This is a genomic window from Mycobacterium barrassiae (assembly GCF_025822765.1).
Taxonomy (GTDB): domain Bacteria; phylum Actinomycetota; class Actinomycetes; order Mycobacteriales; family Mycobacteriaceae; genus Mycobacterium; species Mycobacterium barrassiae.
This window is the reverse complement of record NZ_JACKUK010000033.1, coordinates 40,928-64,096: the sequence shown is the minus strand read 5'-3', so window position 1 is coordinate 64,096 and position 23,169 is coordinate 40,928. Positions and strand designations below refer to the sequence as shown.

22 protein-coding genes are annotated in these 23,169 nt (G+C 66.8%); 12 read left to right on the top strand and 10 right to left on the bottom strand.

Annotated elements, in window-relative coordinates; genetic code table 11:
* Positions 1-3: 3 nt before the first annotated feature.
* On the bottom strand, positions 4-582 hold the full coding sequence (locus H7J93_RS22280) for a TetR/AcrR family transcriptional regulator (RefSeq protein ID WP_267308474.1): 579 nt from the start codon (positions 580-582) through the stop codon (positions 4-6).
* A 152-nt stretch (positions 583-734) separates the two neighbouring features.
* Here H7J93_RS22280 and H7J93_RS22275 point away from each other — a divergent pair, with 152 nt between their 5' ends.
* The 3 genes from H7J93_RS22275 to H7J93_RS22265 are packed head-to-tail and all read left to right on the top strand — an operon-like array spanning position 735 to position 4,037.
* Positions 735-1,742, top strand: a complete 1,008-nt coding sequence (locus tag H7J93_RS22275; RefSeq protein ID WP_267308473.1) for an ABC transporter permease — start codon at positions 735-737, stop codon at positions 1,740-1,742.
* A gap of 16 nt (positions 1,743-1,758) precedes the next feature.
* The gene (locus H7J93_RS22270; RefSeq protein ID WP_267308472.1) at positions 1,759-2,925 is read left to right on the top strand and encodes an FAD-binding oxidoreductase; all 1,167 of its coding nucleotides are present in this window, start codon (positions 1,759-1,761) and stop codon (positions 2,923-2,925) included.
* A 50-nt stretch (positions 2,926-2,975) separates the two neighbouring features.
* On the top strand, positions 2,976-4,037 hold the full coding sequence (locus tag H7J93_RS22265) for an NAD(P)-dependent alcohol dehydrogenase (protein ID WP_267308471.1): 1,062 nt from the start codon (positions 2,976-2,978) through the stop codon (positions 4,035-4,037).
* On the opposite strand, the gene H7J93_RS22260 is transcribed toward H7J93_RS22265, so the two are convergent.
* A complete protein-coding gene (locus H7J93_RS22260) occupies positions 4,028-4,465 on the bottom strand; it encodes a nuclear transport factor 2 family protein (RefSeq protein ID WP_267308470.1) in 438 nt (145 codons plus the stop codon). The genes H7J93_RS22265 and H7J93_RS22260 overlap by 10 nt on opposite strands.
* Before the next feature lie 39 nt (positions 4,466-4,504).
* Between H7J93_RS22260 and H7J93_RS22255 the strand changes: the two genes are divergently transcribed.
* Positions 4,505-5,407: an aldose 1-epimerase gene (locus H7J93_RS22255; protein WP_267308469.1), complete on the top strand. Its 903-nt coding sequence runs from the start codon at positions 4,505-4,507 to the stop codon at positions 5,405-5,407.
* A 5-nt stretch (positions 5,408-5,412) separates the two neighbouring features.
* Here the strand turns inward: H7J93_RS22255 and H7J93_RS22250 are convergent, their stop codons facing one another.
* From H7J93_RS22250 to dnaK, 4 genes are read right to left on the bottom strand one after another with little or no spacing between them, the layout of a single operon-like run.
* On the bottom strand, positions 5,413-5,796 hold the full coding sequence (locus H7J93_RS22250; RefSeq protein WP_267308468.1) for a heat shock protein transcriptional repressor HspR: 384 nt from the start codon (positions 5,794-5,796) through the stop codon (positions 5,413-5,415).
* A 6-nt stretch (positions 5,797-5,802) separates the two neighbouring features.
* Positions 5,803-6,981, bottom strand: coding sequence for a molecular chaperone DnaJ (dnaJ, locus tag H7J93_RS22245; RefSeq protein WP_267308467.1), 1,179 nt, complete (start codon positions 6,979-6,981; stop codon positions 5,803-5,805).
* A gap of 26 nt (positions 6,982-7,007) precedes the next feature.
* The gene (grpE, locus tag H7J93_RS22240; protein ID WP_267308466.1) at positions 7,008-7,613 is read right to left on the bottom strand and encodes a nucleotide exchange factor GrpE; all 606 of its coding nucleotides are present in this window, start codon (positions 7,611-7,613) and stop codon (positions 7,008-7,010) included.
* A complete protein-coding gene (dnaK, locus tag H7J93_RS22235) occupies positions 7,610-9,472 on the bottom strand; it encodes a molecular chaperone DnaK (RefSeq protein WP_267308465.1) in 1,863 nt (620 codons plus the stop codon). The genes grpE and dnaK overlap by 4 nt, the downstream gene beginning before the upstream one ends.
* Before the next feature lie 277 nt (positions 9,473-9,749).
* Here dnaK and H7J93_RS22230 point away from each other — a divergent pair, with 277 nt between their 5' ends.
* The 6 genes from H7J93_RS22230 to H7J93_RS22205 are packed head-to-tail and all read left to right on the top strand — an operon-like array spanning position 9,750 to position 13,233.
* Positions 9,750-10,067, top strand: coding sequence for a hypothetical protein (locus H7J93_RS22230; protein WP_267308464.1), 318 nt, complete (start codon positions 9,750-9,752; stop codon positions 10,065-10,067).
* A gap of 43 nt (positions 10,068-10,110) precedes the next feature.
* Positions 10,111-10,731 (top strand): TIGR03085 family metal-binding protein, encoded by a 621-nt coding sequence (locus H7J93_RS22225; protein WP_267308463.1) that lies wholly within the window; start codon positions 10,111-10,113, stop codon positions 10,729-10,731.
* 23 nt (positions 10,732-10,754) lie between these two features.
* A complete protein-coding gene (locus tag H7J93_RS22220) occupies positions 10,755-11,294 on the top strand; it encodes a hypothetical protein (RefSeq protein ID WP_267308462.1) in 540 nt (179 codons plus the stop codon).
* A 29-nt stretch (positions 11,295-11,323) separates the two neighbouring features.
* Positions 11,324-12,268, top strand: a complete 945-nt coding sequence (locus H7J93_RS22215; protein WP_267308461.1) for an LLM class F420-dependent oxidoreductase — start codon at positions 11,324-11,326, stop codon at positions 12,266-12,268.
* A gap of 40 nt (positions 12,269-12,308) precedes the next feature.
* Entirely contained in the window at positions 12,309-12,740 is a 432-nt protein-coding gene (locus tag H7J93_RS22210; protein ID WP_308204943.1) for a hypothetical protein, read from the top strand.
* A 19-nt stretch (positions 12,741-12,759) separates the two neighbouring features.
* Positions 12,760-13,233, top strand: coding sequence for a hypothetical protein (locus tag H7J93_RS22205; RefSeq protein WP_267308459.1), 474 nt, complete (start codon positions 12,760-12,762; stop codon positions 13,231-13,233).
* A gap of 27 nt (positions 13,234-13,260) precedes the next feature.
* On the opposite strand, the gene H7J93_RS22200 is transcribed toward H7J93_RS22205, so the two are convergent.
* The 4 genes from H7J93_RS22200 to H7J93_RS22185 form a co-directional block, all read right to left on the bottom strand.
* The gene (locus H7J93_RS22200; protein WP_267308458.1) at positions 13,261-14,754 is read right to left on the bottom strand and encodes a dynamin family protein; all 1,494 of its coding nucleotides are present in this window, start codon (positions 14,752-14,754) and stop codon (positions 13,261-13,263) included.
* A 27-nt stretch (positions 14,755-14,781) separates the two neighbouring features.
* Complete coding sequence (locus tag H7J93_RS22195) at positions 14,782-16,644, bottom strand: dynamin family protein (protein ID WP_267308457.1); 1,863 nt, start codon at positions 16,642-16,644, stop codon at positions 14,782-14,784.
* Positions 16,645-16,754: 110 nt separating this feature from the next.
* Positions 16,755-17,741 (bottom strand): IniB N-terminal domain-containing protein, encoded by a 987-nt coding sequence (locus H7J93_RS22190; protein WP_267308456.1) that lies wholly within the window; start codon positions 17,739-17,741, stop codon positions 16,755-16,757.
* A gap of 249 nt (positions 17,742-17,990) precedes the next feature.
* A complete protein-coding gene (locus H7J93_RS22185) occupies positions 17,991-18,512 on the bottom strand; it encodes an Rv0340 family IniB-related protein (RefSeq protein WP_267308455.1) in 522 nt (173 codons plus the stop codon).
* Between the two features lie 231 nt (positions 18,513-18,743).
* Here H7J93_RS22185 and H7J93_RS22180 point away from each other — a divergent pair, with 231 nt between their 5' ends.
* Entirely contained in the window at positions 18,744-20,537 is a 1,794-nt protein-coding gene (locus H7J93_RS22180) for an Hsp70 family protein (RefSeq protein ID WP_267308454.1), read from the top strand.
* A 3-nt stretch (positions 20,538-20,540) separates the two neighbouring features.
* Positions 20,541-23,084 carry an isoniazid response ATPase/transcriptional regulator IniR gene (gene iniR / locus H7J93_RS22175; protein ID WP_267308453.1) on the top strand — a complete coding sequence of 848 codons (2,544 nt, stop codon included), beginning with the start codon at positions 20,541-20,543 and terminating at the stop codon, positions 23,082-23,084.
* Positions 23,085-23,169: the final 85 nt, after the last annotated feature.

The following is a 23,169-nucleotide window of genomic DNA, read 5'->3' as shown; positions in this document are numbered from 1 at the left end:
CCATCAGGGCAGGCCGAGTTCCTCCGCGTCGGCGGTCAGGTAGCGCGTCACCGTCGGCGCGATCACCCGCACCAGCTCGTCGTCGGACAAGGCCGCCAGCGGCGGAATCTTCATCACGAAGCGCAGCATGGCCACCCCGACGAGCTGGCTCGCGGCGAGCATCGCCCGCAACTTGGCCTGTTCCCCTCCACCCAGAACCCCGGACACTGCGGTCAACACGTAGTCCTGCATGAAGGTGCGGAACGCTTCGTGGGCGTCGGAGTTGGACGTCGCCGACTGCAGCATCGCCACCATGCTGTGACCGGTCTCCGGAGAATCCCAGATCCGCAGATACGTCCGGACCAAGCGGATGCCGATATCGGGCTCCTCGTCCGGTCCACCCGCCATAGCGCCGATAAGAACGTCAGGATCGACGATCAGACGCAGTGCCTCGCGGAACAGATCGGCCTTCGACCCGAAGAGATACAGCACCATCGACGGATCGACATGTGCGTCGTCGGCGATCGCGCGCAGCGTCGTCCTCTCGTAGCCCTCCGTGGCGAACCGGGCCTTGGCCGCGGCCAGTACGGCATCCCGCGACACCGGGTCGCCCTGCCGTCAACCCCGTCGCTTCGATGTCTTCGCTGGTGAAGGCATCTATCGACAGTAGCATTTCAATGGTTGTTGAAATTTATCCGGCACAGCGATACGCTCGGGCTGCCGATTAATTCAACGATGAATGAAAAGAGGCCGACATGGTCACGGACACAGTGCCGCGGCACACCCACTCCACACCCGTGCACGAGCCCCCTGCGGCGGTAAAGGCGACCGGGATCGTCGCCATCCTCACCGTCGTGCTGGCCCTGGTCGCGATCGCGTTCGCGCTCCCCGCGTCGCGCAGCGCACCGCACGACGTACCGATCGGCGCGGCGGGTCCACAGTCGGCCAGCGGTCAGGTGGCCGAGACCCTGGAGAAACAGGCGCCGGGCGCGTTCGCGATCACCTACTACCCGGCCGAGCCCGCGCTGCGCGATGCGATCCTCAACCGGGAGGTCTACGGCGGAATTGCATTTGGCCCCAACGGGCCCCGGCTGCTGATCGCCACAGGCGCAAGCCCGATGGTGGCGCAGATGCTCACGCAGATCGGAAACGGTATCGCCGAGCGGACAGGCACGCCGCTCGACATCGAGGACCTCGCCCCACCCACCACGCATGACCCGCGCGGCGCCGGGCTGGCCGCATCCGCGCTGCCGATCACGCTGGCCGGACTGTTGCCGGCAATCATCCTGGTGTTCGCGCTCAAGCGCGAAGTCTGGACCCGCTTCACCGCGGTGGTCGTGTTCGCCGGCGTGACGGGCGTGTCCATCGCCGCGCTGATGCGCTTCGTCCTCGGGTCGATCGAGAGCAACTTCTGGGGCGTCACGGGCGGTCTGACGCTGGGCGTACTGGCCGCCGGACTGACCATGCTGGGTCTCGGTTCGCTGTTCGGCCGCGTCGGCCTGGCATTGGGCGCGGCCGCCGCGCTGTTGATCGGCAATCCGCTGTCGGGATTGACCAGCGCTCCAGAGATGTTGCCCGCCGGCTGGGGTCAATTCGGGCAGTGGCTGCCGCAGGGCGCGACCGCCACGCTGCTCCGCTCGACGGCGTTCTTCGACGGCGCCGGCGGAATGATGCCGATTGCGGTGCTGACCTGCTGGTCGCTGCTCGGCGTAGCGCTGATCGTCACGGCGGCGCTGCGGCAGCGAAGGCTCTCAGCCGGGTGACTTACCATCGAACGGCGTGGGACTCGACGACAGTGAGGCGCTGCGCATACTGCGCGACACCGTCGATCCCGCGCGCGGTTCCGACGAACTGATCCGGCGGTTCTACACCCGATGGTTTGCCATCGATATGTCGGTCCGCGATCTGTTCCCGCCGGAGATGGCTGCGCAGCGGCACGCATTCGCGCAGGCCGTGACCTGGCTGTTCGGTCAACTCGCCGATCAACGGGCGCAGGAGCCGGTGGCCTTCCTCGCGCAGCTCGGTCGTGACCATCGCAAATACGGTGTGACGCAACGACATTACGACAGCATGCAGGATGCGCTGCTGACCACCTTGCGCTCGCAGCTGATCGAACGATGGGACGACCGGCTCGCGGAGGCGGCCCATGACGCGGTTGCCCTGCTGGTCGGGGTGATGCGCGGCGCCGCGGACGCGGAGAAGGGGCCGCCCTACTGCGACGGCACGGTGATCGAACACATCCGCGCCACCCGCGACGTCTCGGTAATCCGACTGCAGCTCGACCGTCCGCTGTTCTACCACCCCGGTCAGTACGTCACCGTCCAGGTGCCGCAGTGGCCGCGGCGGTGGCGCTACCTGAGCCCGTCGATCCCCGCCGAGCGCGGTGGGGGCATCGAGTTCCACGTCCGTTCGGTGCCCGGCGGCATGGTGAGCCCGGCCATCGTCGCCGAGACGAAATTGGGCGACAGGTGGCGGGTGTCCAATCCGCACGGCGGCATGCACGTCGACCGTGACGGCGGCGACGTGCTGATGGTCGCAGGCAGCACCGGCCTGGCTCCGCTGCGGACGCTGATCATGGATCTCACCCGAAAAGCCGTCAACCCCCGGGTGCACCTGTTCTTCGGGGCACGTTATCCGTGTGAGCTCTACGATCTGCGCACCCTGTGGCAGATCGCCTCGCAGAACCCATGGCTGTCGGTGACGCCGGTATCGGAATTCAACACCGATCCGCCGTGGGCCGCCGACTACCCCGACGTGTCACCGCCGCGTGGTCTGCACGTCCGTCAGACCGGGATACTCGCCGATGTCGTGACAAGTTACGGCAACTGGGGTGACCGCCAGATTCTGATCTGCGGCGGGCCGAAAATGGTCGAGGCCACCAAAGCGGCGTTGCTCACGAAAGGTGCTCCGGCCGAACGGATTCAGCATGATCCACTGACGGGCTGAGGTTCTCGCCCTAGACTCATCAAGATCATTCCCTCCGGCGAGGAGCCGCCATGTCGACGATGCGCGCCGCACGCATGCATGCCTACAAGCAGCCGCTGAGACTCGAAGAGGTGCCGATCCCCGATATCGGACCCACCGAGGCGTTGGTGAAGGTCGGCGGCGCGGGCATGTGCCGCACGGACTTTCAACTCATCGACGGCTACTTCGGCACCGATATGCCGCTACCGGCCACACCCGGACATGAGATCGCCGGGACCATCGACAGGATCGGTGCGGGCGTTCCCGCCGCGGCGGGTCTGTCCGAAGGGGATCCGGTGGTGGTATTCGGACCACTCGGCGACGGCTCATGCCGGCAATGCCACCGCGGCAACGAACACATCTGCAACCAGGGACACTGGATCGGCTTCGGTCCGCACGGTGGCTATCAGGAGTACGTCCCCGTCGCCTACCAACAGCTGATCAAGGTCAGCGGAAACCTGTCGCCGCTTTCGCTGGCACCGCTGACCGATGCGGGCCTCACCCCGTACCGCGGGCTGAAGAAGCTGCAGGCCGCCGGGGCGCTGGGCCCGGGAACGACGCTCGCGGTGATGGGCATCGGCGGCCTCGGCGCGTACGGCGTGCAATACGCCAAGTTGCTCGGTGGCGGGGCGACCGTGGTGGCGCTGGCCCGGAACCCCGAAAAGCTGGCGCTGGCAACCGAAAACGGCGCCGACCACACCATCAACATCGGAAACAAGAGCGACGACGAGGTCCGCGATGCGCTAGAGGAGGCGACTGGCCGACGCGAGTTCGACGCCGTGATCGAATGCGCGGGCGCCGAGGAAAGCATCCGCCTGGCCTTCTCACTGCTGGCGACCGAAGGCGCTGTCGCCTCGGTCGGCCTCGTCGGAAACCGGGTGGACATCTCCCTGTTTCCGTTGGTGAGCCGCGAGTACACCCTGTTCGGGTCGTTCTGGGGCAACTACAACGACCTCACCGAGGTGGTCGCACTGGCCGAGGCAGGCAAGATCAAGGACTCGGTGACGCAGGTCAACTTCGAGGACGTCAACGACCACATCGATGCGCTCGGCCGTGGCGACTTCGTCGGACGCGCGGTGATCGTCTACGCCTGAGCGGAAACCCGCTGCCAGAGATCGTCGAATGCGATGCTGTCGAAAAACGCTGTCCCCTTGACGATTCGGTCCCCGGAGAACGTCAGGAACCACGAATACGTGTTGCGATAGGGCACCCCGTCGCGGGCCGTCGCTTCGCCGTCGAAGAACACGATCACCGTGTCGCCGTCAGCGTAGATCTCACGGATCGTCGGCTTCAGAGGAACGGTCATCCGCGCGTTGAAGGCCCGGATGACGTTGCTCATGAAGTCTTCCTTGCTGGTGTACACCCGGGCCGCCACCGAGTTCCCTGTGATCTCCCACGTGACGTCGTCTGCGATCGCTTCCAGCGGGCTTCCGGTCCCGTTGACCCAGGCGTCGAATCCCGCGCGAACAGTCTCGAGATTTCGCGCCTCGATGTCGTTGTACTGCCCCGAAGATGCCGTCATGGGCTTCATCTAATCGCAGCGGTGGCAGGATCGATAGACATGGTTGACTTCGAAAGCGTCACCCTCGTGGATCCGTTGTCCTCACTGACGGCGACGTTCGTCCCGTCCGCCGGGATGATCGGCACGTCGCTGGCGGACGGTGATGACGAGTTCCTCGGCCAGCGCCGCGGACTGGACGCGTATGTGACCAATGGCAAGACGATGGGCATCCCGATCCTGTATCCGTGGGCAAACCGGTTGAGCGCCAGCGAGTACGAGAGCAATGGCACCGTGGTCACGTTGACTTCCGGAACACGTGGAGTCCGCACGGACGAGAACGGGTTACCCATCCACGGCGTGCTGGCCGCCTACCCGGGCTGGCAGGTGGCGGCGCGCTCCGAGAACACCCTCACCGCCACACTGGACTTCGGGGCGGCACCAGCGCTGCTCGCGTCGTTTCCGTTCCCCCATGTGCTCACTCAGAGCGTCGCGCTCAATGCGCGCACGCTCACCATCGAGACCACCGTGACACCGACGGCCGAAAGCCCGGTGCCGTTGTGCTTCGGCTATCACCCGTACTTCACGATCCCCGGCGTACCGCGCGACCAGTGGCGGCTCACCACCCCCGCGATGCGGCATCTTTCGCTGGACGGCCGGGGCATCCCGACCGGAGAGCATGAGCCGTGGCCCGGGACCAGCGAGCCGCTGGCATCGGTAACCTACGACGACGGCTTCGACGACGTTCCCGACGGGGCATTGTTCACCCTCGCCGGTGGCGACCGTCGTATCGACGTAACGTTCGAAACGGGTTATCCCGCAGCGCAACTCTTCGCTCCGGACTCTGACGACATCATCGCGATCGAGCCCATGGCCGCGCCGACGGACTCGCTGCGCCGCGGTGACTATCGCAGTGCGGTTCCCGGGCGGCCGGCGACCGCACGGTTCTCGATCACCGTGACCTAGGCCGGTTACTCGGCCTGACGCCGCCGCCGGGCGGCACCGGGCTGCCAGACCACCAACGCGGTGCTCTTGGACCTCGGCGCCGACCGCAACTCTTCGATCTCGCGCGTCAATTCCTGGACACGGTTCTGCAGCGCCTCAACCTGATTGGTCAGCTCGATGATCCGCTTGATGCCCGCGAGGTTGACACCTTCGTCTTGCGACAGCCGCTGGACCTCGCGAAGCAGTTCGACATCGTGCTGCGAGTAGCGCCTGCCCCCGCCGGAGGTCCGCTGCGGGCTGACCAGACCGAGCCGGTCGTACGTGCGCAGCGTCTGCGCATGCATCCCGGCCAGCTCAGCAGCGACCGAGATCAGTAAGGTACGCGCGTCGTTGTTGGATCGCTTGGCCATAGCTCATCACGCTCCTGCCCAATTCGCCCGCGGGTCGAACCCGCTGGCCCGTTCGGCTTTCGCGTAGGCCTCCAGCGCTTCTGCGGCCTCACCCTCCAGGTTCGGCGGCACCGCCACCTTGACGGTGACGAGCAGGTCGCCGTGTCCGCCCGACCGCTTCGGCACACCTCGGCCACGCACGCGCAGGATCCGGCCGTCGGAGGTGCCCTTGGGCACCCGAACTCCGACCTTTCCCTCCAGGGTGGGCACCGAAAGCGTTGTGCCGAGCGCCAACTCGTGGAAGCTGACCGGAACGGTGACCGTGAGGTCATCACCGCTGCGCCCGAACACCTTGTCCGGCTTGACATGCACGGTCACGTACAGATCACCCGACGGGGCACCACGTAGCCCGGCCTCACCCTGACCGGGCAGCCGGATACGCTGACCGTCCTCGACGCCGGGCGGGATCCGCACGTTGATGGTGCGTGTCCTGGTGGTCACGCCCGTGCCCTTACATTCCTCGCACGGGTTCTCGATGATCGAACCGCTGCCCCGGCACTCGGTGCACGGTTCGGAGAACCCGAAGGCCCCTTGATTGCGGTTGATCACACCGGAGCCGTTGCAATTCGGGCACACCTTCGGACTGGTACCGGGCCGGGCGCCGCTGCCGTGACAGTTCGTGCACGGAGCGGGGCTGGTGAGCCGCAGCGGCATCATCACGCCCTTGGTGGCCTCGAGGAAGGACAACTCGGTCTCGGTCTCGAGGTCGTTGCCCCGCCGCGGCCGAGACGGCCGTGGCTGCTGGGCTCCACGCCCGAAGAGGCCGCCGAACAGATCGCCGATGTTGGCGCCGCCGGTCTGGCCGGCGGCGTCGAACAGATCGTTCAGGTTGAATTCGACGCCGTCGCCACCGAATCCACCGAAGTTGCCGCCTCCGCCGCCGAAGCGACCACGACCGAACCCGCCGTTGGCGAAAAGCCTTCGCGTTTCGTCGTATTCCTTGCGCTTGGCGGGATCCGACAGTACTTCCTTGGCCTCCGACACGGCTTTGTACCGCTCTTCGGCCGCCTGATTTCCGGGATTGCGGTCGGGATGGTTCTCCGCGAGCAGCTTTCGGGCGGCCCGCTTGATCTCCTGCTCGCTGGCGTCGGAGGAGACGCCGAGCTCCTTGTAGAAGTCCTTTTCGACCCATTCACGCTGGGCCATACCGCGTCACCTCCTTACCTGAGTCTCTAATTGTCTTCTGATTCTGCGGTCTCTTGCGCGTCGGAGCCGGTGTTATCGGCGGCATCGGGCACCGTGTCGACCACGCCGACCAGGGCGTGACGCACCACCTGATCGCCGACCTTGTAGCCGCGGCGCATGACGGTCCCGATGACCGGGTGCGTGCCGTCGCCCTCGTGCTGCACGGCTTCGTGCAGTTCGGGGTCGAAGTCGTCACCCTCATCACCGAAGGCCGAAAGACCGAGGCCCTCAAGGACGGTCGCCAGTTTGTCGGCCACCGACTTCAGCGGCCCGGACTCCAGGTCACCGTGGCTGCGGGCCCGGTCGAGATCGTCGAGCACCGGAAGCAACTGGGTGACCACGGTGGCCTTCGTGCGGTCAGCGATGAGTTGCTGATCGCGCAGCGCGCGCCTGCGGTAGTTGTCGTACTCCGCCTTCACCCGCTGCAGGGTGGCCTTCAGCTCATCGACCTCTTCGTTGTTTTCCGGGCCCGCGGCCGGCGCCGACCCGCTTGGGGCCGGCCCGGTCGCGGGCTCACGGAGTTCGCCGGTGTCCGGATCGATGCGCCGTTTGTCGGTGACAGTCACCGGCTCGTGCGAATCGTTCTGGCTCACTTGCGCTCCTCGTCCTCATCAACGACCTCGGCGTCCACGACGTTGTCGTCGGCCGAACCGTTCGGCGAGGCGCCTGCGGCATCGCCGGCGCCCTGCTCAGCCTGGGTGGCCTCGTAGATCGCCTGGCCCAAGCCCTGTGCTTCCACACCGAGCTTCTCCATCGCCGACTTGATGGCCGCGATGTCGGTGCCCTCGAGCGCCGACTTGGCCTCGGCGACCGCGGCGTCGACCTTGTCCAGCGTCTCCGTGGGGATCTTCGATCCGCCTTCGGCTTCGCGCTGTTCGGAGACGATCTTCTCGGTCTGGTAGACCAGCGACTCCGCCTGGTTGCGGACGTCGGCCTCCTCGCGACGCTTGCGGTCCTCCTCGGCGTGTGCCTCGGCGTCCTTGATCATCCGGTCGATCTCCTCCTTGGAAAGGCCTGAGCCCTCCTGGATTCGGATCGTGTTCTCCTTGCCGGTGCCCTTGTCCTTCGCGGTCACGTGCACGATGCCGTTGGCGTCGATGTCGAAGGTGACCTCGATCTGGGGCACACCGCGCGGAGCCGGCGGGATACCGGTCAGCTCGAAGCTGCCGAGCAGCTTGTTGTGCGCGGCGATTTCACGCTCACCCTGATAGACCTGGATCTGCACCGACGGCTGGTTGTCGTCGGCCGTGGTGAAGGTCTCGGACCTCTTGGTCGGGATCGTGGTGTTGCGCTCGATCAGCTTGGTCATCACGCCACCCTTGGTCTCGATACCGAGGGACAGCGGTGTGACGTCAAGCAGCAGAACGTCTTTCACCTCACCCTTGAGCACACCGGCCTGCAGCGCGGCGCCCACCGCGACAACCTCGTCCGGGTTGACGCCCTTGTTGGGCTCCTTGCCGCCGGTCAGTTCCTTGACCAGGTCGGTCACCGCGGGCATCCGGGTGGAGCCGCCGACCAGCACGACGTGGTCGATGTCGGACACCGAGATTCCTGCGTCGGCGATCACCGACTGGAACGGCTTGCGGGTGCGATCCAGCAGATCCTGTGTGATGCGCTGGAATTCGGCACGCGTCAGCTGCTCGTCGAGGAACAGCGGGTTCTTGTCCGCGTCGACCGTGATGTAGGGCAGGTTGATCGAGGTGCTCTGCGAGCTCGAGAGCTCGATCTTGGCCTTCTCGGCGGCTTCACGCAGCCGTTGCATGGCCATCTTGTCCTTCGTCAGGTCGATACCCGACGTGCCCTTGAACTTGTCGACGAGCCATTCGACGATTCGGTCATCCCAGTCGTCGCCGCCCAGGTGGTTGTCACCCGAGGTGGCGCGAACCTCGACAACGCCCTCGCCGATCTCCAGCAGGGAGACGTCGAAGGTGCCGCCACCGAGGTCGAACACCAGAATGGTCTGTTCCTTCTCGCCCTTGTCCAGGCCGTAGGCCAGCGCGGCAGCGGTCGGTTCGTTGACGATGCGCAACACGTTCAGACCGGCGATCTGGCCGGCCTCCTTGGTGGCCTGGCGCTGCGCGTCGTTGAAGTACGCGGGCACCGTGATCACCGCGTCGGTGATGTCCTCGCCGAGGTACGACTCCGCGTCGCGCTTCAGCTTCATCAGCACGCGCGCGCTGATCTCCTGGGGGGTGTACTTCTTGCCGTCGATCTCGACGGACCAGTCGCTGCCCATTTCACGCTTGACCGAACGGATGGTCCGGTCGACGTTGGTCACCGCCTGGTTCTTGGCGGGCTGACCGACCAGCACCTCGCCGTTACGCGCGAACGCGACGACGGACGGCGTGGTGCGGGAGCCTTCGGAATTGGCTACGACGACTGGGTCGCCACCCTCCAGTACTGCGACGACGGAGTTGGTGGTCCCGAGGTCGATTCCGACCGCACGAGCCATGGTTTTTCCTCCTGAATTAGTCCTGCGATGGATCTGAGTGCACCGCACTCAAGACTGCTCCGGTCGACCTTATCCTGTCAACCCAGACTTGAGTCTTGTGCGCTCAACTGTCAGACGGGACAACGGCAGGTTCACCCGGTTTGTTCCCGAGTGCGCACAACTTTGTCCGGAACGGGCTTTGGAACCTCGCGCCGTGGACCATCGGCCCTACTCGGCGAGGTTTCCGAAGCGCATCCTCGACCTGGGCCGCTGTTCGGCTCGTGAAGGAGGCCGCACGATGACTGATCAAACAACGGCTGATCGAGTGGAGTCGCCGCTGACGCCTGTCCCCGCACGCCGCGAGGGCAGCACCGCGGTCCAGCTCCTGGTTTGGGCGGGAATCGCCGCCGCGACCGTGTTCATCGTTGCGGTGGTGTTCTTTTCGGGATTCTTCATCGGCCGCAGCACCGATGGTGCCGACTTTCCGGGCCGGCACCACGGGGGACCTGGGGAACCTGGCTCCGGCATGATGGGGCCGAACAGCCCCTGGCCACATGGGCCGATGGGTCCAACCTCACGGGCGCCCAACCCGCCGGCTCCAACGCCCACGCCGTAGCTGCAGGTATGTACGCCCCGCTGGGACATGCCTAGGGTGAGGCATGACTGCAGCCCAGCGCGAGCGCGCGGCCCTGGTGGCGACGATGAGCGAGATCGGACCCGACTTGCCGACCTTGTGCGAGGGATGGACCACCCGAGATCTCGCGGCCCATCTCGTCGTGCGCGAGCGCAGGCTCGACGCCGCGCCCGGCATCGCGATCCCGTTTCTCGCCGGCTACACCGACCGGGTGCAGCGTCAGACCGCCGCATCCACGGGTTGGGATGAGTTGGTGGACAAGATCGCATCGGGTCCGCCGCTGCTGTCGCCGTTCAAACTCGTCGACGCCGTCGCGAACATGGATGAAATGTTCATCCACCACGAGGATGTGCGTCGGGCCCAAACCGGCTGGGAGCCACGCGCTCTCGATGCCGACACGATCGCCGCACTGCGACGTCCGCTTGCCGTGATGTCGCGGCTGACGATGGGCAAGGTGCCTGCCCGCGTAACCCTGTCCACGCCCGACGGTCAGACGGTGGCGACGGTCGGACGTGGTCCCGAGCTCACGGTCACCGGCGACATCGGGGAGCTCACCATGTTCGTCGCGGGCCGCGATGAAGCCCGATTGACCTTCTCCGACGCGCAGGTTGCGCAGGCCGTCCGCGCTGCGCGCCGGGGTTTGTGACGTCGGGCGCGTAGCCTGACCCCATGTCGCACCGGGCGAAAGTCGGCCTCGCCGTTGGGCTTCTGCTGTCCCTCACCCTGACGGCCGCCGGCTGCTCCACGACCATCGACGGCAATCCGGTCGCATCCGACACCTCGGCGAGCGAGCCCAGCTTCCCGACCACACGACCGACCAGAACGCCCCCACCGACCGGCACAACGCCGTCCGCACCGCCGACCGGCGGACAGACGCTGCCGCCCGACGAGTCCGGCTATGTGTTCATCGAAACGAAGTCCGGCAAGACGCGCTGCCAGATCTCCCGGGAGGAGGTCGGCTGCGAATCGGACTTCAACAATGCGATCGAGGTGAACGGCATGCCCGCCAACGGGGTGAGCGTCACCGCCGACGGCGGCATGCGCTGGGTGGTGGGCAATCTGGGCAACATCCCCGCCGTCACGCTGGACTACCAGATCTATCACGCGCTCGGCTGGACGATCGAGGCGAGCAGCGACGGCACCCGGTTCACCAACGACAGCACCGGCCACGGCATGTTCATCAACACCTCAGGAGTCGAGGTCTTCTGAGCCAAGGCGGGACGCCTACGCTGGCCCCCATGAATTCGCCACTCGACTTCAGGGTCTTCGTCGAACCGCAGCAAGGCGCCACCTATGGCGACCAACTGGCGGTCGCGCGTGCGGCCGAGGCCGCCGGATACTCGGCGTTCTTCCGCTCTGACCACTACACCGCGATGAGCGGCGACGGCCTGCCCGGGCCGACCGACTCCTGGGTCACGCTGGGTGCGATCGCGCGGGAGACAGCCTCGATCCGCCTCGGCACGCTGGTCACCTCGGCCACGTTCCGCTATCCGGGCCCATTGGCGATCGCCGTCGCACAGGTCGACGAGATGAGTCGCGGCCGCGTCGAATTGGGTCTGGGCGCCGGCTGGTTCGAGGCCGAGCACAAGGCGTATGCCATCCCGTTCCCGTCGTTGGGTGAGCGGTTCGACCGGTTGACTGAGCAACTCAGCATCATCACGGGACTCTGGACCACCCCGCCGGGTGAGACGTTCGACTTCTCGGGGACCCACTACACGGTTGCGGACTCCCCCGCCCTGCCCAAACCTGTTCAGGAGCCCCATCCGCCGATCATCATCGGGGGTGGGGGTGCCAAGCGCACGCCGGCGCTGACCGCGGCATTCGCCTCCGAGTTCAACATTCCGTTCGCACCGGTCGACGTGGCCAAGACCCAGTACGGACGGGTCGCCTCGGCGCTGGCGGACGCGGGACGCGCGGCGGACTCGCTGACGTACTCCGCGGCCTTCGTGGTGTGCGCTGGGCGCGACGAGCAGGAGATCGCGCGGCGGGCCGCGGCGATCGGTCGCGAGGTCGACGAGATGCGCGGCAACTCCCCGCTGGTGGGGACGCCCACGGAGATCGTCGACAAGCTCGGCCCCTACCTGGAGATCGGTGTGCAGCGGGTCTACCTGCAGCTACTGGACATGTCCGACCTCGACCACCTGGATTTCTTCGCCGCAGAGGTGCTCCCCCAGCTCACTTGAACAGGCGTGGAGATGCAGGTCGCGGCTACTATCGGTGCCCGTGGCCGGCCGGTTTGACGAGGATGAAAACGGACAGCCCTGGCACAACCGCACCCCGGCGGTGGTCGGGGCTAGCTTTCTGGCTCTCGTGGTGGTCGGCATCCTGATCGTTGCGGCGATGACGTTGTCCCGTCAGTTCGGTCAACCCGACCAAGCCCCCATCGACTTCGTCGAACCGACGTTCTCCGCGACCGCGTCGGAGTCGGCGGCCACCACCACTCAGACGATCACGAGTACCAGTCCCCCGGAGACCACCGACATCAATCCCTCATCGACCACATCGGGGAGCGAGTCAACGTCGACCACATCGAGTAGTACGCCGTCGACCGAACCGACGACCGCCCGAACCGCAACCCGCGAAGAGGAACCCACGAGAACAACACGGCAACGACCGCGCACCAATGTGACGCGCACGCTCAATCCCTACCCCTGAGCGCCTACTATCGGTGCCCGTGGCGCGATACGGATCTCCCGACGACCCTAACTACCCCGACGACGACCCGACCGTCTACGCGAACTACAACCAGCCGCCGGGTCAGCCGCCCGGCGATCCCGGACCGTGGTACCGCCGGCCCGCCGCGCTGGTCGGATTCGGCGCCCTCGGCGCAGTGGTGTTCGCGCTCATCGTCTTCGGGCTCGCCAAACTCATCACCGGCGGCGACGAGCCCGCCGAACAGACCCCGTTGACTCCGCTCACCACGACTTCCAGGTCGGTGGTGCCGACCACGACGACGACGTCGGCGCCCCAGACCGTCACGGAGACCTACACTCCGACGACCACCGAGCCGACCACGACGACAACAACCACAACCACAACGCCCCCGACGACGACCACCACTACCACCACGACGTCGCCGAGTGTGAGTACGAGCACGGAGACCAGCACCGTCACCGAAACCGAAACGGTGACCGAGCCCGCCCCTTGAGCTAACGGCCCCGGCTGAATTGGCCGCTCAGCGGCCCTGAGCCGCGTACTGCGCCACCAGCGCCTCCGCGCTCCGCACCGCGGCCCGGCACGCGCGCGTCGTGAACGGATCGTTGAGCGGGTGTTCGGCGCGTCGACGCCACCGCTGGGCGGCGGCGAACGCGGCGCGCGGACCGTCGTACGGGGCATCGGGTTGCAGCCCGAGCCTGCTGGCGGCGTCGGTGCCGGAGCCGCCGATGATGCGCCGCAGTGAAGCGATCTCGTCGTCGTTCAATGTCGTTGGACGAGAACGCAATTGACTGAGCAGCCGGAGCTCCTCGAACGCATGGGTGTCGGCGAGCAACGGGTCGATGTCGGCGATGATGTAGTTGCTTGCGTAGATGGGGTTGTTCTGCACGAATCGTCGCAGTGACATCAGTGCGGTGTGCGCCTTGAGAAGGTCCGAGCGCTGCGCGAACTGCTGATCGATCACGTCGCGCAGCGCAACCAGGCCGCTACGTTCCAGCAGCTCGTCGGCGAGGGCGAGGGAATCGCTGACTCCGGCGCGCAGCACGGCGATCGAGATCCTGATCCCGAACATGCCGAACCGATCGAGCAATGCGGCCCGGGTGGCGGCGTCGACGGGCAGTTGGCTGTCCTCGCGGACGAATCGGTCCACCGACAGCATCGCCTTCGTCAACTCCGCCGCGTCGACCCCGGCCAACTTCTCCAGCGCGACGAACTCGCTCTGCCTCAGGGTGCGCGCCGTGAGCGCGAGCAGCCCCGAGACCGGCACCACCGCCTGGCAGATTCCGGTGCGCTCCAACTCGGTGGTGAACCGGGCCGCAACATCCTTGGCCGACAGCATCGCATCGATGCGGCCCGCGCCGATCTCGTCGGCCCGGGAGGCGACCCCGATCACGCCGAGCGCTCCGGTGGATCCCCCCACCAACTCGCCGATCTGCTTGAGCAGCGCGATATCAGCGGCGTTCAGGGTGCGCAGCAGGAACACCACGGCGTCGACCCTGGGGACGCCGTCCTCCGGTACCAGCAGCTGCAACGTGCGCTGGGAGACGTCCCGGGACAACGACGACGTACCGGGGGTGTCGACGATCGTCGTGTCGATCAGTTCCGCGGCGGGCCACTCCACGTCCAGGTCGACGACATCCTCGGGATCGAGCGCGGCGAAGTCGAACGTGAGCCCGCCCCCGACGGGGTCGCGACCGATCGGCACGTTGGATCGCCTGCCGCCCCTGTGGTTTGCGGTCACCTTGGGCGTCGGCCCGTGCCGGAACCAGGTCACGATCCGAGTGGCTTCAGTGGCATCCGTCGGTGCAATGTCCTCTCCCACAAGGGCATTCACCAGCGTCGACTTGCCGGCCTTGAGTGTGCCCGCCAGCGCGATGCGGATCGGCTGGTTGAGTCGGCGGCCAATCCGGTCCAGTTCGTTGTGGACATCGGGCCGTTGCGCGTAAGCGGGGTCGGATCGGTACGCCTGGATGGTTCCGTCCAGGATCGCGCGCACCTGATCACTTGTGCTCATCGACAGTCCAGCTTAGGCACCTCGACGTCAGGTGGCCCCCGAAGGGTGTGCCTCGCCCGCCAGCTTGCCTGCGTGATCGAGCACCTGGTTGAGAATGTTGAGCTGACGTTCGAGCTCCTTGACGCGGGTATTGCGTTCGTTCTCCTCGAGTTTCGCCGCGGCGATCGTCGCCTGCAGCGATTCGTTGAGCGAACGGGTCGTCTGGTTGGCGATGGCGCGGTAATGGTCGCGCAGTTGCCGCTGAATACCCTTGAGCCGATCGCGGGATTCCTTGTTCACGACGAACGACACGTCGTCGATGAAGCGGCGGACATTCAGCTTCGCCTCGTTGCGGACCCGCATCATCCGGTTGTCCATGTTCTCCCGGTAAGCGCTGCGCCCCATCAACAGGCCCGCCCCGATCGACAGCGGATTGAACATGCCGAGGCCGGCGAACGACGTCATCATCCCGAACATCAGCACGCCGCCGTAGGACCCCTGCATACCCATGGTGACCTTGCGCCCCTTACCGACCGGCTTGGCCTCCAGGTTGGACAGCGACTTGATCTCGCCGAGGCTGGCGCCCATCTCACGGGCGTCGATCCGCGGCATCTTGACCGCCTCGAGCCCGGCCTCCCTGAACGTGCGGGCCACCTCCTCGGCGAGCGCCTGGGCACGCTGGTACGCCCACACGAAGTTGTCCCCGACCGCGGTGGCGATCGCGTTCTCCAGCTCGGTGCCGATCTCGGCCCAGTGCTGTGTCGGGTCGCAGGAGTCGATCTCCTTCTCGATGTGCTGACCGATGACGCGGAAGCGGCCACGCAGGTCATGGTCGACATCCGCTGTGAGATCAGCGATTCCGTCGTTGAGGACCTGCTGCCACAGTGCGGTCTGCTCCAGCGCGTCGGCCGCCTCCCTTTTCCGCCGTTCGAGGTCGTCCTGCAGCCGGTCGCGGACGTCCGGATCGTTCAGCGCCGCCAGCTCGGTGTTCACCTTCATCGCCAGATGCTCAGCCGCAGAACGGATCTCGGCAACAACCTGATCACGAATATGGTCGTTCTGTCGCGACAGTACCTGCTCGCTGAGGAACTTGACGATCGCCGGGAAGTTGGACTCCTCGTTGAGTTCCTTGTCGTTGAGCTGGATCGCGTGACTGCGCAGCAGCGCCGACGACGGGATGACCGGTATCGACAGGCCCGCCCGGTCCAGGTGGCCCTTGTTCGTCTCGACGATCTTGCGCCAGTGCGGGTACAGATCGGTCTTGGTGGCGACGACCGTTGCGACCGGGCAGATTTCGAATGCCTGCCGCATGAAGGTCAGCTCCGGTTCGGTGAACTCCTGGCTGGTATCACTGCACATCAACACCGCGGCCGCGTCGGGCAACAGGCCCAGCGTCGCCGACAGGTGCGGCTGGCCGTGACCACCGACCCCCGGCGTGTCCACGAATGTCAAGCCGTTCTTGAGCAGTGGACTGGCGGCGGTGACCTCGACCCGCAGCACCTCGCGCCCACCGGCCTGCGGCGCACGGCGCAGATCGCTCTTGATGTCGTCCATCGCGATGTCGACGACCTCCGGCTCGGCACCGTCCGGCCGCGCGACGATCAGCTTGGCCGTGGCGGTTTCGCCGTAGGACACCACCGTCGGCAGCACGGTGCTCTCGTCGTCGCCCACGCGCGAGACCGGCACATTCAGCAGCGAATTGAGCAGTTGGCTCTTGCCCTGCTTGAGTTGTCCGGCGATCACCACCCGGATCTGCGGATCGGTGATCCGGGACTTGGCCCTGGCCAGCCGGTCGACCAGATCACCGCGCTCGTTCGCCTCGGCGATCTTGCTGGTGTGGTCGATCAGCTCGACGATGACCTTTACGGGTCTGGCCGGCCCGCCGGCCGTGCCCTCGCTCGGTTGCGTCATGAAGTCCCTCTTGTCGGCGGCGCCGCGAGACGCTTCGTACCAACGGTAGATGTGCCGACTGGCGGGGATCGCTTTTCGATCCCCGCCAGTGGCGTTTTTCGTGCTGCGGCTCAGAACAGGCCGGCGTCGACCGTGTTGTCGACGTCGACGACCGTGGTGACCTGATTCGAGTTGTCGACCGACAGGTCCTGGCCGGAGTTGTCCACCGAGTCATCGATGGAGTTGTCCACCGAGCTGTCCCCGGAGCTGACGCCGCCAGAGACACCACCCAGCACGTCGGCGTCGACGTCGCTGACCGTGGTCTGGTTCCCGCCGACAGTGGTGGTGTCGTTGATGACGATCCCGCCGCCCGATCCGCCCGCACCGCCGGAGGCGTTGCCACCGTCGTTGCCGATGCCGATCAGCCCACCACCGCCGTCTCCGCCAACAGCGCCGCCGCCGTCGCCGCCGCTCATGTCGACGTCGTTGATGACGGGACCGTCGTTGTCGGAGATGATGTCGCCGCCCGCGGTCTGGTCCCCGCTGTCGTCGATCTCGTTGTCCTCACCGATGTTGACGTTGGAGTCGTCGATGTCGCCGGTGTTGACGTTCTCGTTGTCGTCGCCGACCACGTTTCCGTCACCGTCGACGTTGGTCGCATCGATATCGCCTGCGGTACCGGTGTTCACGACACCGCCGTTGTTGGCGGTGTTGGTGGTCTTGTCGCCGAAGGTGATGTCGCCGAAGTCCAGGCTGAAGTTGCCGACACCCTGCTGCTGATCCTCACCCGCCGTGTTGGCGACGTGGGTCTCGGGGCTCATGAAGCGAGTGTCGTTGTGGCTCAGCGTGTCGTTGTTCGACAGCGCCTCGGTCTGACGCTGCGGCGCAAACGCGATGCCGTGGGTCTGCGCCACCGCCTGCTGGAGCCCGACGACCGGGTCGCCGCCGCCGTGCAGGACCGCGGCGGGTGCCACCGTGGCTGCGACAGCCTGCATCTGGGCCGCACTCACATTGGAGAGGTTGGCCGCGGCCATGGAGCGGCTCGGGTCGGTGATGAACTCCTGGGCGCGCACCGGGTCACGGAAGAGGTCCAGGATCCAGTCGATGATGTTCGTCATTTCTCTGTCCTTTGGTCGTGTTTGTCGGGAGCTGGTCACCGGCTGTCCGGCGAACTGAAGACCACGTTATGGACGCCACGACCCCCCGGAAACGGGGCCGAATCCCCTCGATTGGGCGGTACAACTCGGGTTGCGATCGCGCTTGCGTTAGGGGATTAGGGGGTTGTTAGGGGATGGTCGTCAAAGGGCGCAATAAACGAAACTGCGCGGCCCTTTTCGGGGCCGCGCAGTCGTGGTGGTGCTGGGTCGTTAGAAGATGTCGAATCCGGACGGGTCGGAATCCATGTCGGCGACCTCGATGACGGTGGCGCTCACATCGCCGCCGGTCGGCAGGTCGACTTCCGGCAGATCATCGAGCGTGGGCTGATCGAACTGCAGCCCGCCGTCCTCGGAGCCGACGACGCCAGGTACGCCGGAGTCGTCGAGCGCGTCCAGCAGCTGGTCGGGCGTATCGACGTAGTCGACGATCGCCGCGTGCCCGCCGTCGACGGCCTGAACTGGCACTTGATCGTCGAATGCGTCGAAAGCGGCCGTGGCGGCACCGCTGGCCCAGATGTTTTCTGTGACGTCGGTGACGCCCTCAGCCCCTACGGCCGGCACGGCTGCCCCCAACGACTCAGTGACGACCGGGATCAGATTGTTGACGTCGGCACTGGTCACGTTGGTGAGGTTGGCGTCGAGGATGGCCTGGTCCGGGTTTTCGGCGAATCGCGCCGCGGCGTCCGGATCGCGCACCAGAGACAGCACGAAGTCGAGCAACTCGTTGGCCATGAAACACCCTCCCTCCCGATTGAGATATATGCGGCAGTACAGATATGCGAGCCGGATGGCTTGAGAACGATGCTATCGACGGCCGATGCCGCAGAGATCGGTGTGAAACCCACCTCTAGAGCCGGAGTATTAGGGGGCCCGGCGTTAGGGGTTTTTGCGGCATAGGGGGAATGCCGTGGATTGGCGCACCGAGCCGCTATCGTGAGGTTCGGCCGAAACGCGAAGGAAAAGATGAGCGACTCTCTCGGGTTGTCGATTGGGATGACCAATCTAGTGGCGGCTCGCATGGGCCGGCCCCCAGTCATGCGGCGATCAGTGCTCACCGTGTTCGACGATCGCCCGCCGGAAGTGGGCCTGCCGTCGGAATTCGCGGCGGACCCGTCCGTGCCCCAGCAGGGCATGGTGCTGACCGGGTTCGTCGAGCGAGTCGGCGACCCGGTGCCGCTGGTGGCGGCCGACGGTTCGGCGCACCGCGGGGAGCAGGTGCTGGTCGAAGCCCTCGATGCGATGGCCCGCACGGTCGGAGGTGGGGCACCCATCGCGATCGCGGTGCCCGCGCACTGGAGCGCCGCCACCGTGGGTGCGCTGCGCAATGCGTTGCGCGGCAGGCCCAGCCTGGCACCCGACGGAGTGATTCCCGCGCTGGTCCCCGATTCCGTCGCCGCACTCTCGGCACTGCAATCGGCGCCAGGGCTGCCGTCCAGTGGTGTCGTGGTGCTGTGCGACTTCGGTGGCAGCGGCACCAGCATCACGCTGGCCAATGCGGGCGCCAACTTCGACACCATCGGCGAGACGGTCCGTTACCCGGACTTCTCCGGTGACCAGATCGACCAGGCGCTGCTCAATCATGTGCTGACCGGCATCGCGGAGGCCAACGCCTCCGATCCTGCGAGTACGGCGGCGGTCGGCTCGTTGGCCCGGTTGCGCAACGACTGCCGGGTGGCCAAGGAGCGGCTGTCCGCCGAGACGGCCGCAGCCGTGCACGCCGAATTGCCCGGATTCGCTTCCGACGTCCGCGTGACACGCACCGAGCTGGAACAGCTGATCGCCGGACCCCTGAACGGTCTGCTCGACACGGTCGAAGAAACGTTGCAGCGCAACAACGTTGGGATCTCGGATATCTCGGCGGTCGCCACCGTCGGCGGAGGAGCGAACATCCCGCTCGTCACCCAGCAGCTGTCGACCCGGTTCCGCGCTCCCGTCATCACGACGCCGCAATCTCAACTGAATGTGGCGGCGGGCGCGGCGGTGCTGGCCGCCGGTGCCGACGCCGCAACCGGAATGGCGACCGCTGCCGACGCCCCAACGGGACTGGCCCCGACCATGGGGTGGGCCGGTGCGGCAGCAGCGGGTGCAGCAGCCGCCGATGCGGCTTCCGACGCCCCGGCGTCGTCGACGTTCCGCGCGCTCGCGTGGTCGCAGGACGACGCCCCCGCGGGCGAGCCGGTGCCCTACACCGGCGAGGACTACACGTTCGATCCGTCGACCACCGGCGCGGCCCGCCCGCCGATGGAGTTCAGCCATGAAGAGGAAGGCTTCACCCCGGAACCCGGGCCGCTGCCCTGGTACAAGCGGCCGACCATCCTCTTCGGCGCGGCGGCCGCAGCGGTGCTGTTGGCCATCGGCGGCCTCGCAGTCACGCTGACGAGCACGACGGGCAGTACGGGGCCGGTGACCGAGACGGCGACGACCGTCGAGACCGGTCCGTCGCCCGCGGGTCCGCCCGCTACGTCCGAGACCATCACCGTCACGGGATCCGACGGTCGCCCGAGCACCACGGTGGTGCCGCCTCCGTCGACGACCACGACGACGACCACCACGCCGTCGACGACCTCGAGTACGACAACCACCACGACAACGACAACCACCACCACGACAACGACGACCACACCGACAACTACGACGACGACGCAACCCACGACCACTCAGCCCACCACCACACAACCCACCACCGAAGAGCCGACGACAACCGAAGAGCCGATCACCACCACACCTGACGTGGTGATTCCTGACGACGGTTCGTGATCCATGCCGAAGCCGGCGCCCGAGCAAGCGGCCGAGATCCCGCCGCCCGCGCGTGACGCCGTCGCCGCGCTGACGGCTGCGCCGGGCGACCCGGTGAAGATCCTGGTGTCCGGCGGCATCGGTAGCGGTAAGAGTTCCGTACTCGCCGCGGTGCGTGCCGCGCTACGGACCGCGGGCGTGCCGGTGCTCACCCGGCCACCCCGCAGCGGTGACGATCGCAACGCCGCGGTGGTGATCGACGACGCGCATCTGCTCGACGACGGCGAACTCGCACAACTCGTCGACCTCGTCGCCGATCCCGCCTCCACCGTCGTCGTCGCGACCGAACCCCTCGTACACCGCCCGGCTCTCCGCGCCCTGGCGACCGCAATCGAACGCGAGAACCCCGCCGTCTCGGTCGGCGCGTTGAGCCCCGCCGACGTCACCCGTATCTGCACCGAAACCTTCGACGCCCCACCGACATCCGAGTTCGTCCGGGCACTCATGGCGGCGACGGCCGGGTTGCCCTTTCTGGTGCAACCGGCGATCGCCGCCGCGTCGTCCCGCGAAGCGGAAGCACCGGCCGCGACGCTCGCAGATGCCGCCAGCTTCGCACTGATCGAACGACTGCGCCGACTGGAGGAACCGGTACTGGACACCGTGCTGGTGATGTCGCTGAGCCCCGACCTCGGTCCGGACGACGTCGCGGCGACGCTGCGGATCGAGGCTCACCATGCCCAGTCTCTGGTGGACCGCGCCCGCGCCAGCGGACTGCTCGAGCCGTCGTACAGCGATACGTTCCTACGTTCGGTGCACAGCTGTATCGCGCAGATCATCGGTGCGGCACGGCATCACGACATCGAGACCGCGTTGCTCGTCTCGCAGATCGAATCATCAACACTGTCAACTGATCTCGCTCTGCGGCTGGCCGAGCACGGGCTGCGTGACGACCGGCTGGCCAACGCCTTGGCAGAGCTCGCCTCGGAGAACCACGGCCGACCCGCACGGGCCGCGCGGCTCTACCGGGCAGCCACGAATGCGGGGGCGACGAAGCTGAACTCGCAACTGGCGGATGCCCTGGCACTGACCGGGGACTGCACGGCCGCCGGCCGAATCGCCGACGATCTGCTGGGCTCCGATGATCCGGCCGAACGCGCGGCGGCGGTCCGCATCGCGGCGAGCATCGCCGCGCACGACGGAAGTTCCGCCCAGGCCGCCGACCTTTTCCGTTGGCTCGGGCCCTATCCCGACGCGTTCGTCAGCGCGGCGGGTGCCATCGCGTCGCTCGCCGTCGGGGATCTGCCCACGGCGCGCGCGGCGCTCAGTGCCGAGAACGCAGGACCGCCGACGTCGACGTCGCGCGCCGCCCGCAGTCTCGCCGAGGGTCTGCTGTTGTCCCTCGAGGCGCCGTATCCCTCAGCGGTTGCACGGCTGGGACAGTCGATCGTCGCCGAACCGCAGCCGACCGTGGTGGCGCCCGATACACCCGCCGCGCTCGTCACATTGGCCGCGTTGCACGGCGGCGACCCGGTCCGCGCTCGCAGTGTGATCAGCCGCGCCGTACGCACGGCACCCCAGGATGACCCGGAAAGCATGACGTTCGTCGCACGCAGGCACCGGCTGCTGCTCGGCTGGGTGAGGATGCTCGACGGCCAGCTGACCGCGGCGACTGCCGACGTGATGGCCGCGACCGCCCATGCCGAAACCCCGCTGCATCGGCGCGACGCGCTGTGGGCGGCGGCGTTGCAGACCGCGATCGCCCGCCGCAGCGGCGACAGCGGCGCGGTGCAGAAGCATTGGTATACGGCGATGGAGGTGCTCGCCGAGTATTCGATGGACCTCTTCTCACTGCTACCGCTGGGCGAGTTGTGGGTGGCCGCGGCCCGCATGCGGCAGGTCGATCGACTGCAGCACACCATCGATGAGGCGTTCACCCTGCTGGAGTCGCTGGGCAACCCGCTGCTGTGGTCGGTGCCGCTGCACTGGTCCGGTGTGCACGCGGGGATCCTGGCCAATTCTCCGGAGGCGGTGGCGCCCCATGGTCAGGCGCTGACCGCAGCGGCCGCCAAGAGCGCGTTCGCGAAGGCACTGGCGCAGGCCGGCCGGACGTGGTTGCGGGTGCTCGCCAACCATGTCGACACAGAAGAGGTCAGCGCCGCGGCCCGCGCGCTGTCGCAGTTCGGCCTGACATGGGATGCCACCCGGCTGGCCAGCCAGGCCGCACTGCACACACCCGACGGACGCGTCTCCGGCGCGATGCTTCAACTCGCTCGCGACCTCAAGCAGACCAGCGCGCTCGATGCCGCGCCGGACGTCGACGCGTCCACGGCCAACGAGGCGCCGCATCCGGGTGCCACCCGCCCTGTCTCGACACGATTGTCCGATCGTGAGCGCGAGGTCGCCGAACTGCTGTTGCTCGGCATGCCGTACCGCGATATCGGCACGCAACTGTTCATCTCGGCAAAGACCGTCGAGCATCACGTCGCGCGGATTCGCCGGCGGTTGGGCGCCGAATCACGGTCGGAGATGTTGTCGATGCTGCGCGCGATGATCGGCCCCCAGAACTGACGCCCAGGGCTAGTTAGGTAAGCCTGCGTAGCGCCGTTTCGTCCTGGGGTGCAACTATGAGCCCGGGCTGAACAGGCACAGTGCG

Excerpts from the sequence above, each read along its gene's own strand:
- H7J93_RS22275 (WP_267308473.1), top strand. The coding sequence starts at position 735 with ATGGTCACGGACACAGTGCCGCGGCACACCCACTCCACACCCGTGCAC.
- H7J93_RS22265 (WP_267308471.1), top strand. The coding sequence starts at position 2,976 with ATGTCGACGATGCGCGCCGCACGCATGCATGCCTACAAGCAGCCGCTG.
- H7J93_RS22260 (WP_267308470.1), bottom strand. The coding sequence starts at position 4,465 with ATGACGGCATCTTCGGGGCAGTACAACGACATCGAGGCGCGAAATCTC.
- H7J93_RS22255 (WP_267308469.1), top strand. The coding sequence starts at position 4,505 with ATGGTTGACTTCGAAAGCGTCACCCTCGTGGATCCGTTGTCCTCACTG.
- H7J93_RS22250 (WP_267308468.1), bottom strand. The coding sequence starts at position 5,796 with ATGGCCAAGCGATCCAACAACGACGCGCGTACCTTACTGATCTCGGTC.
- dnaJ (WP_267308467.1), bottom strand. The coding sequence starts at position 6,981 with ATGGCCCAGCGTGAATGGGTCGAAAAGGACTTCTACAAGGAGCTCGGC.
- dnaK (WP_267308465.1), bottom strand. The coding sequence starts at position 9,472 with ATGGCTCGTGCGGTCGGAATCGACCTCGGGACCACCAACTCCGTCGTC.
- H7J93_RS22230 (WP_267308464.1), top strand. The coding sequence starts at position 9,750 with ATGACTGATCAAACAACGGCTGATCGAGTGGAGTCGCCGCTGACGCCT.
- H7J93_RS22225 (WP_267308463.1), top strand. The coding sequence starts at position 10,111 with ATGACTGCAGCCCAGCGCGAGCGCGCGGCCCTGGTGGCGACGATGAGC.
- H7J93_RS22220 (WP_267308462.1), top strand. The coding sequence starts at position 10,755 with ATGTCGCACCGGGCGAAAGTCGGCCTCGCCGTTGGGCTTCTGCTGTCC.
- H7J93_RS22215 (WP_267308461.1), top strand. The coding sequence starts at position 11,324 with ATGAATTCGCCACTCGACTTCAGGGTCTTCGTCGAACCGCAGCAAGGC.
- H7J93_RS22200 (WP_267308458.1), bottom strand. The coding sequence starts at position 14,754 with ATGAGCACAAGTGATCAGGTGCGCGCGATCCTGGACGGAACCATCCAG.
- H7J93_RS22195 (WP_267308457.1), bottom strand. The coding sequence starts at position 16,644 with ATGACGCAACCGAGCGAGGGCACGGCCGGCGGGCCGGCCAGACCCGTA.
- H7J93_RS22190 (WP_267308456.1), bottom strand. The coding sequence starts at position 17,741 with ATGACGAACATCATCGACTGGATCCTGGACCTCTTCCGTGACCCGGTG.
- H7J93_RS22185 (WP_267308455.1), bottom strand. The coding sequence starts at position 18,512 with ATGGCCAACGAGTTGCTCGACTTCGTGCTGTCTCTGGTGCGCGATCCG.
- H7J93_RS22180 (WP_267308454.1), top strand. The coding sequence starts at position 18,744 with ATGAGCGACTCTCTCGGGTTGTCGATTGGGATGACCAATCTAGTGGCG.
- iniR (WP_267308453.1), top strand. The coding sequence starts at position 20,541 with ATGCCGAAGCCGGCGCCCGAGCAAGCGGCCGAGATCCCGCCGCCCGCG.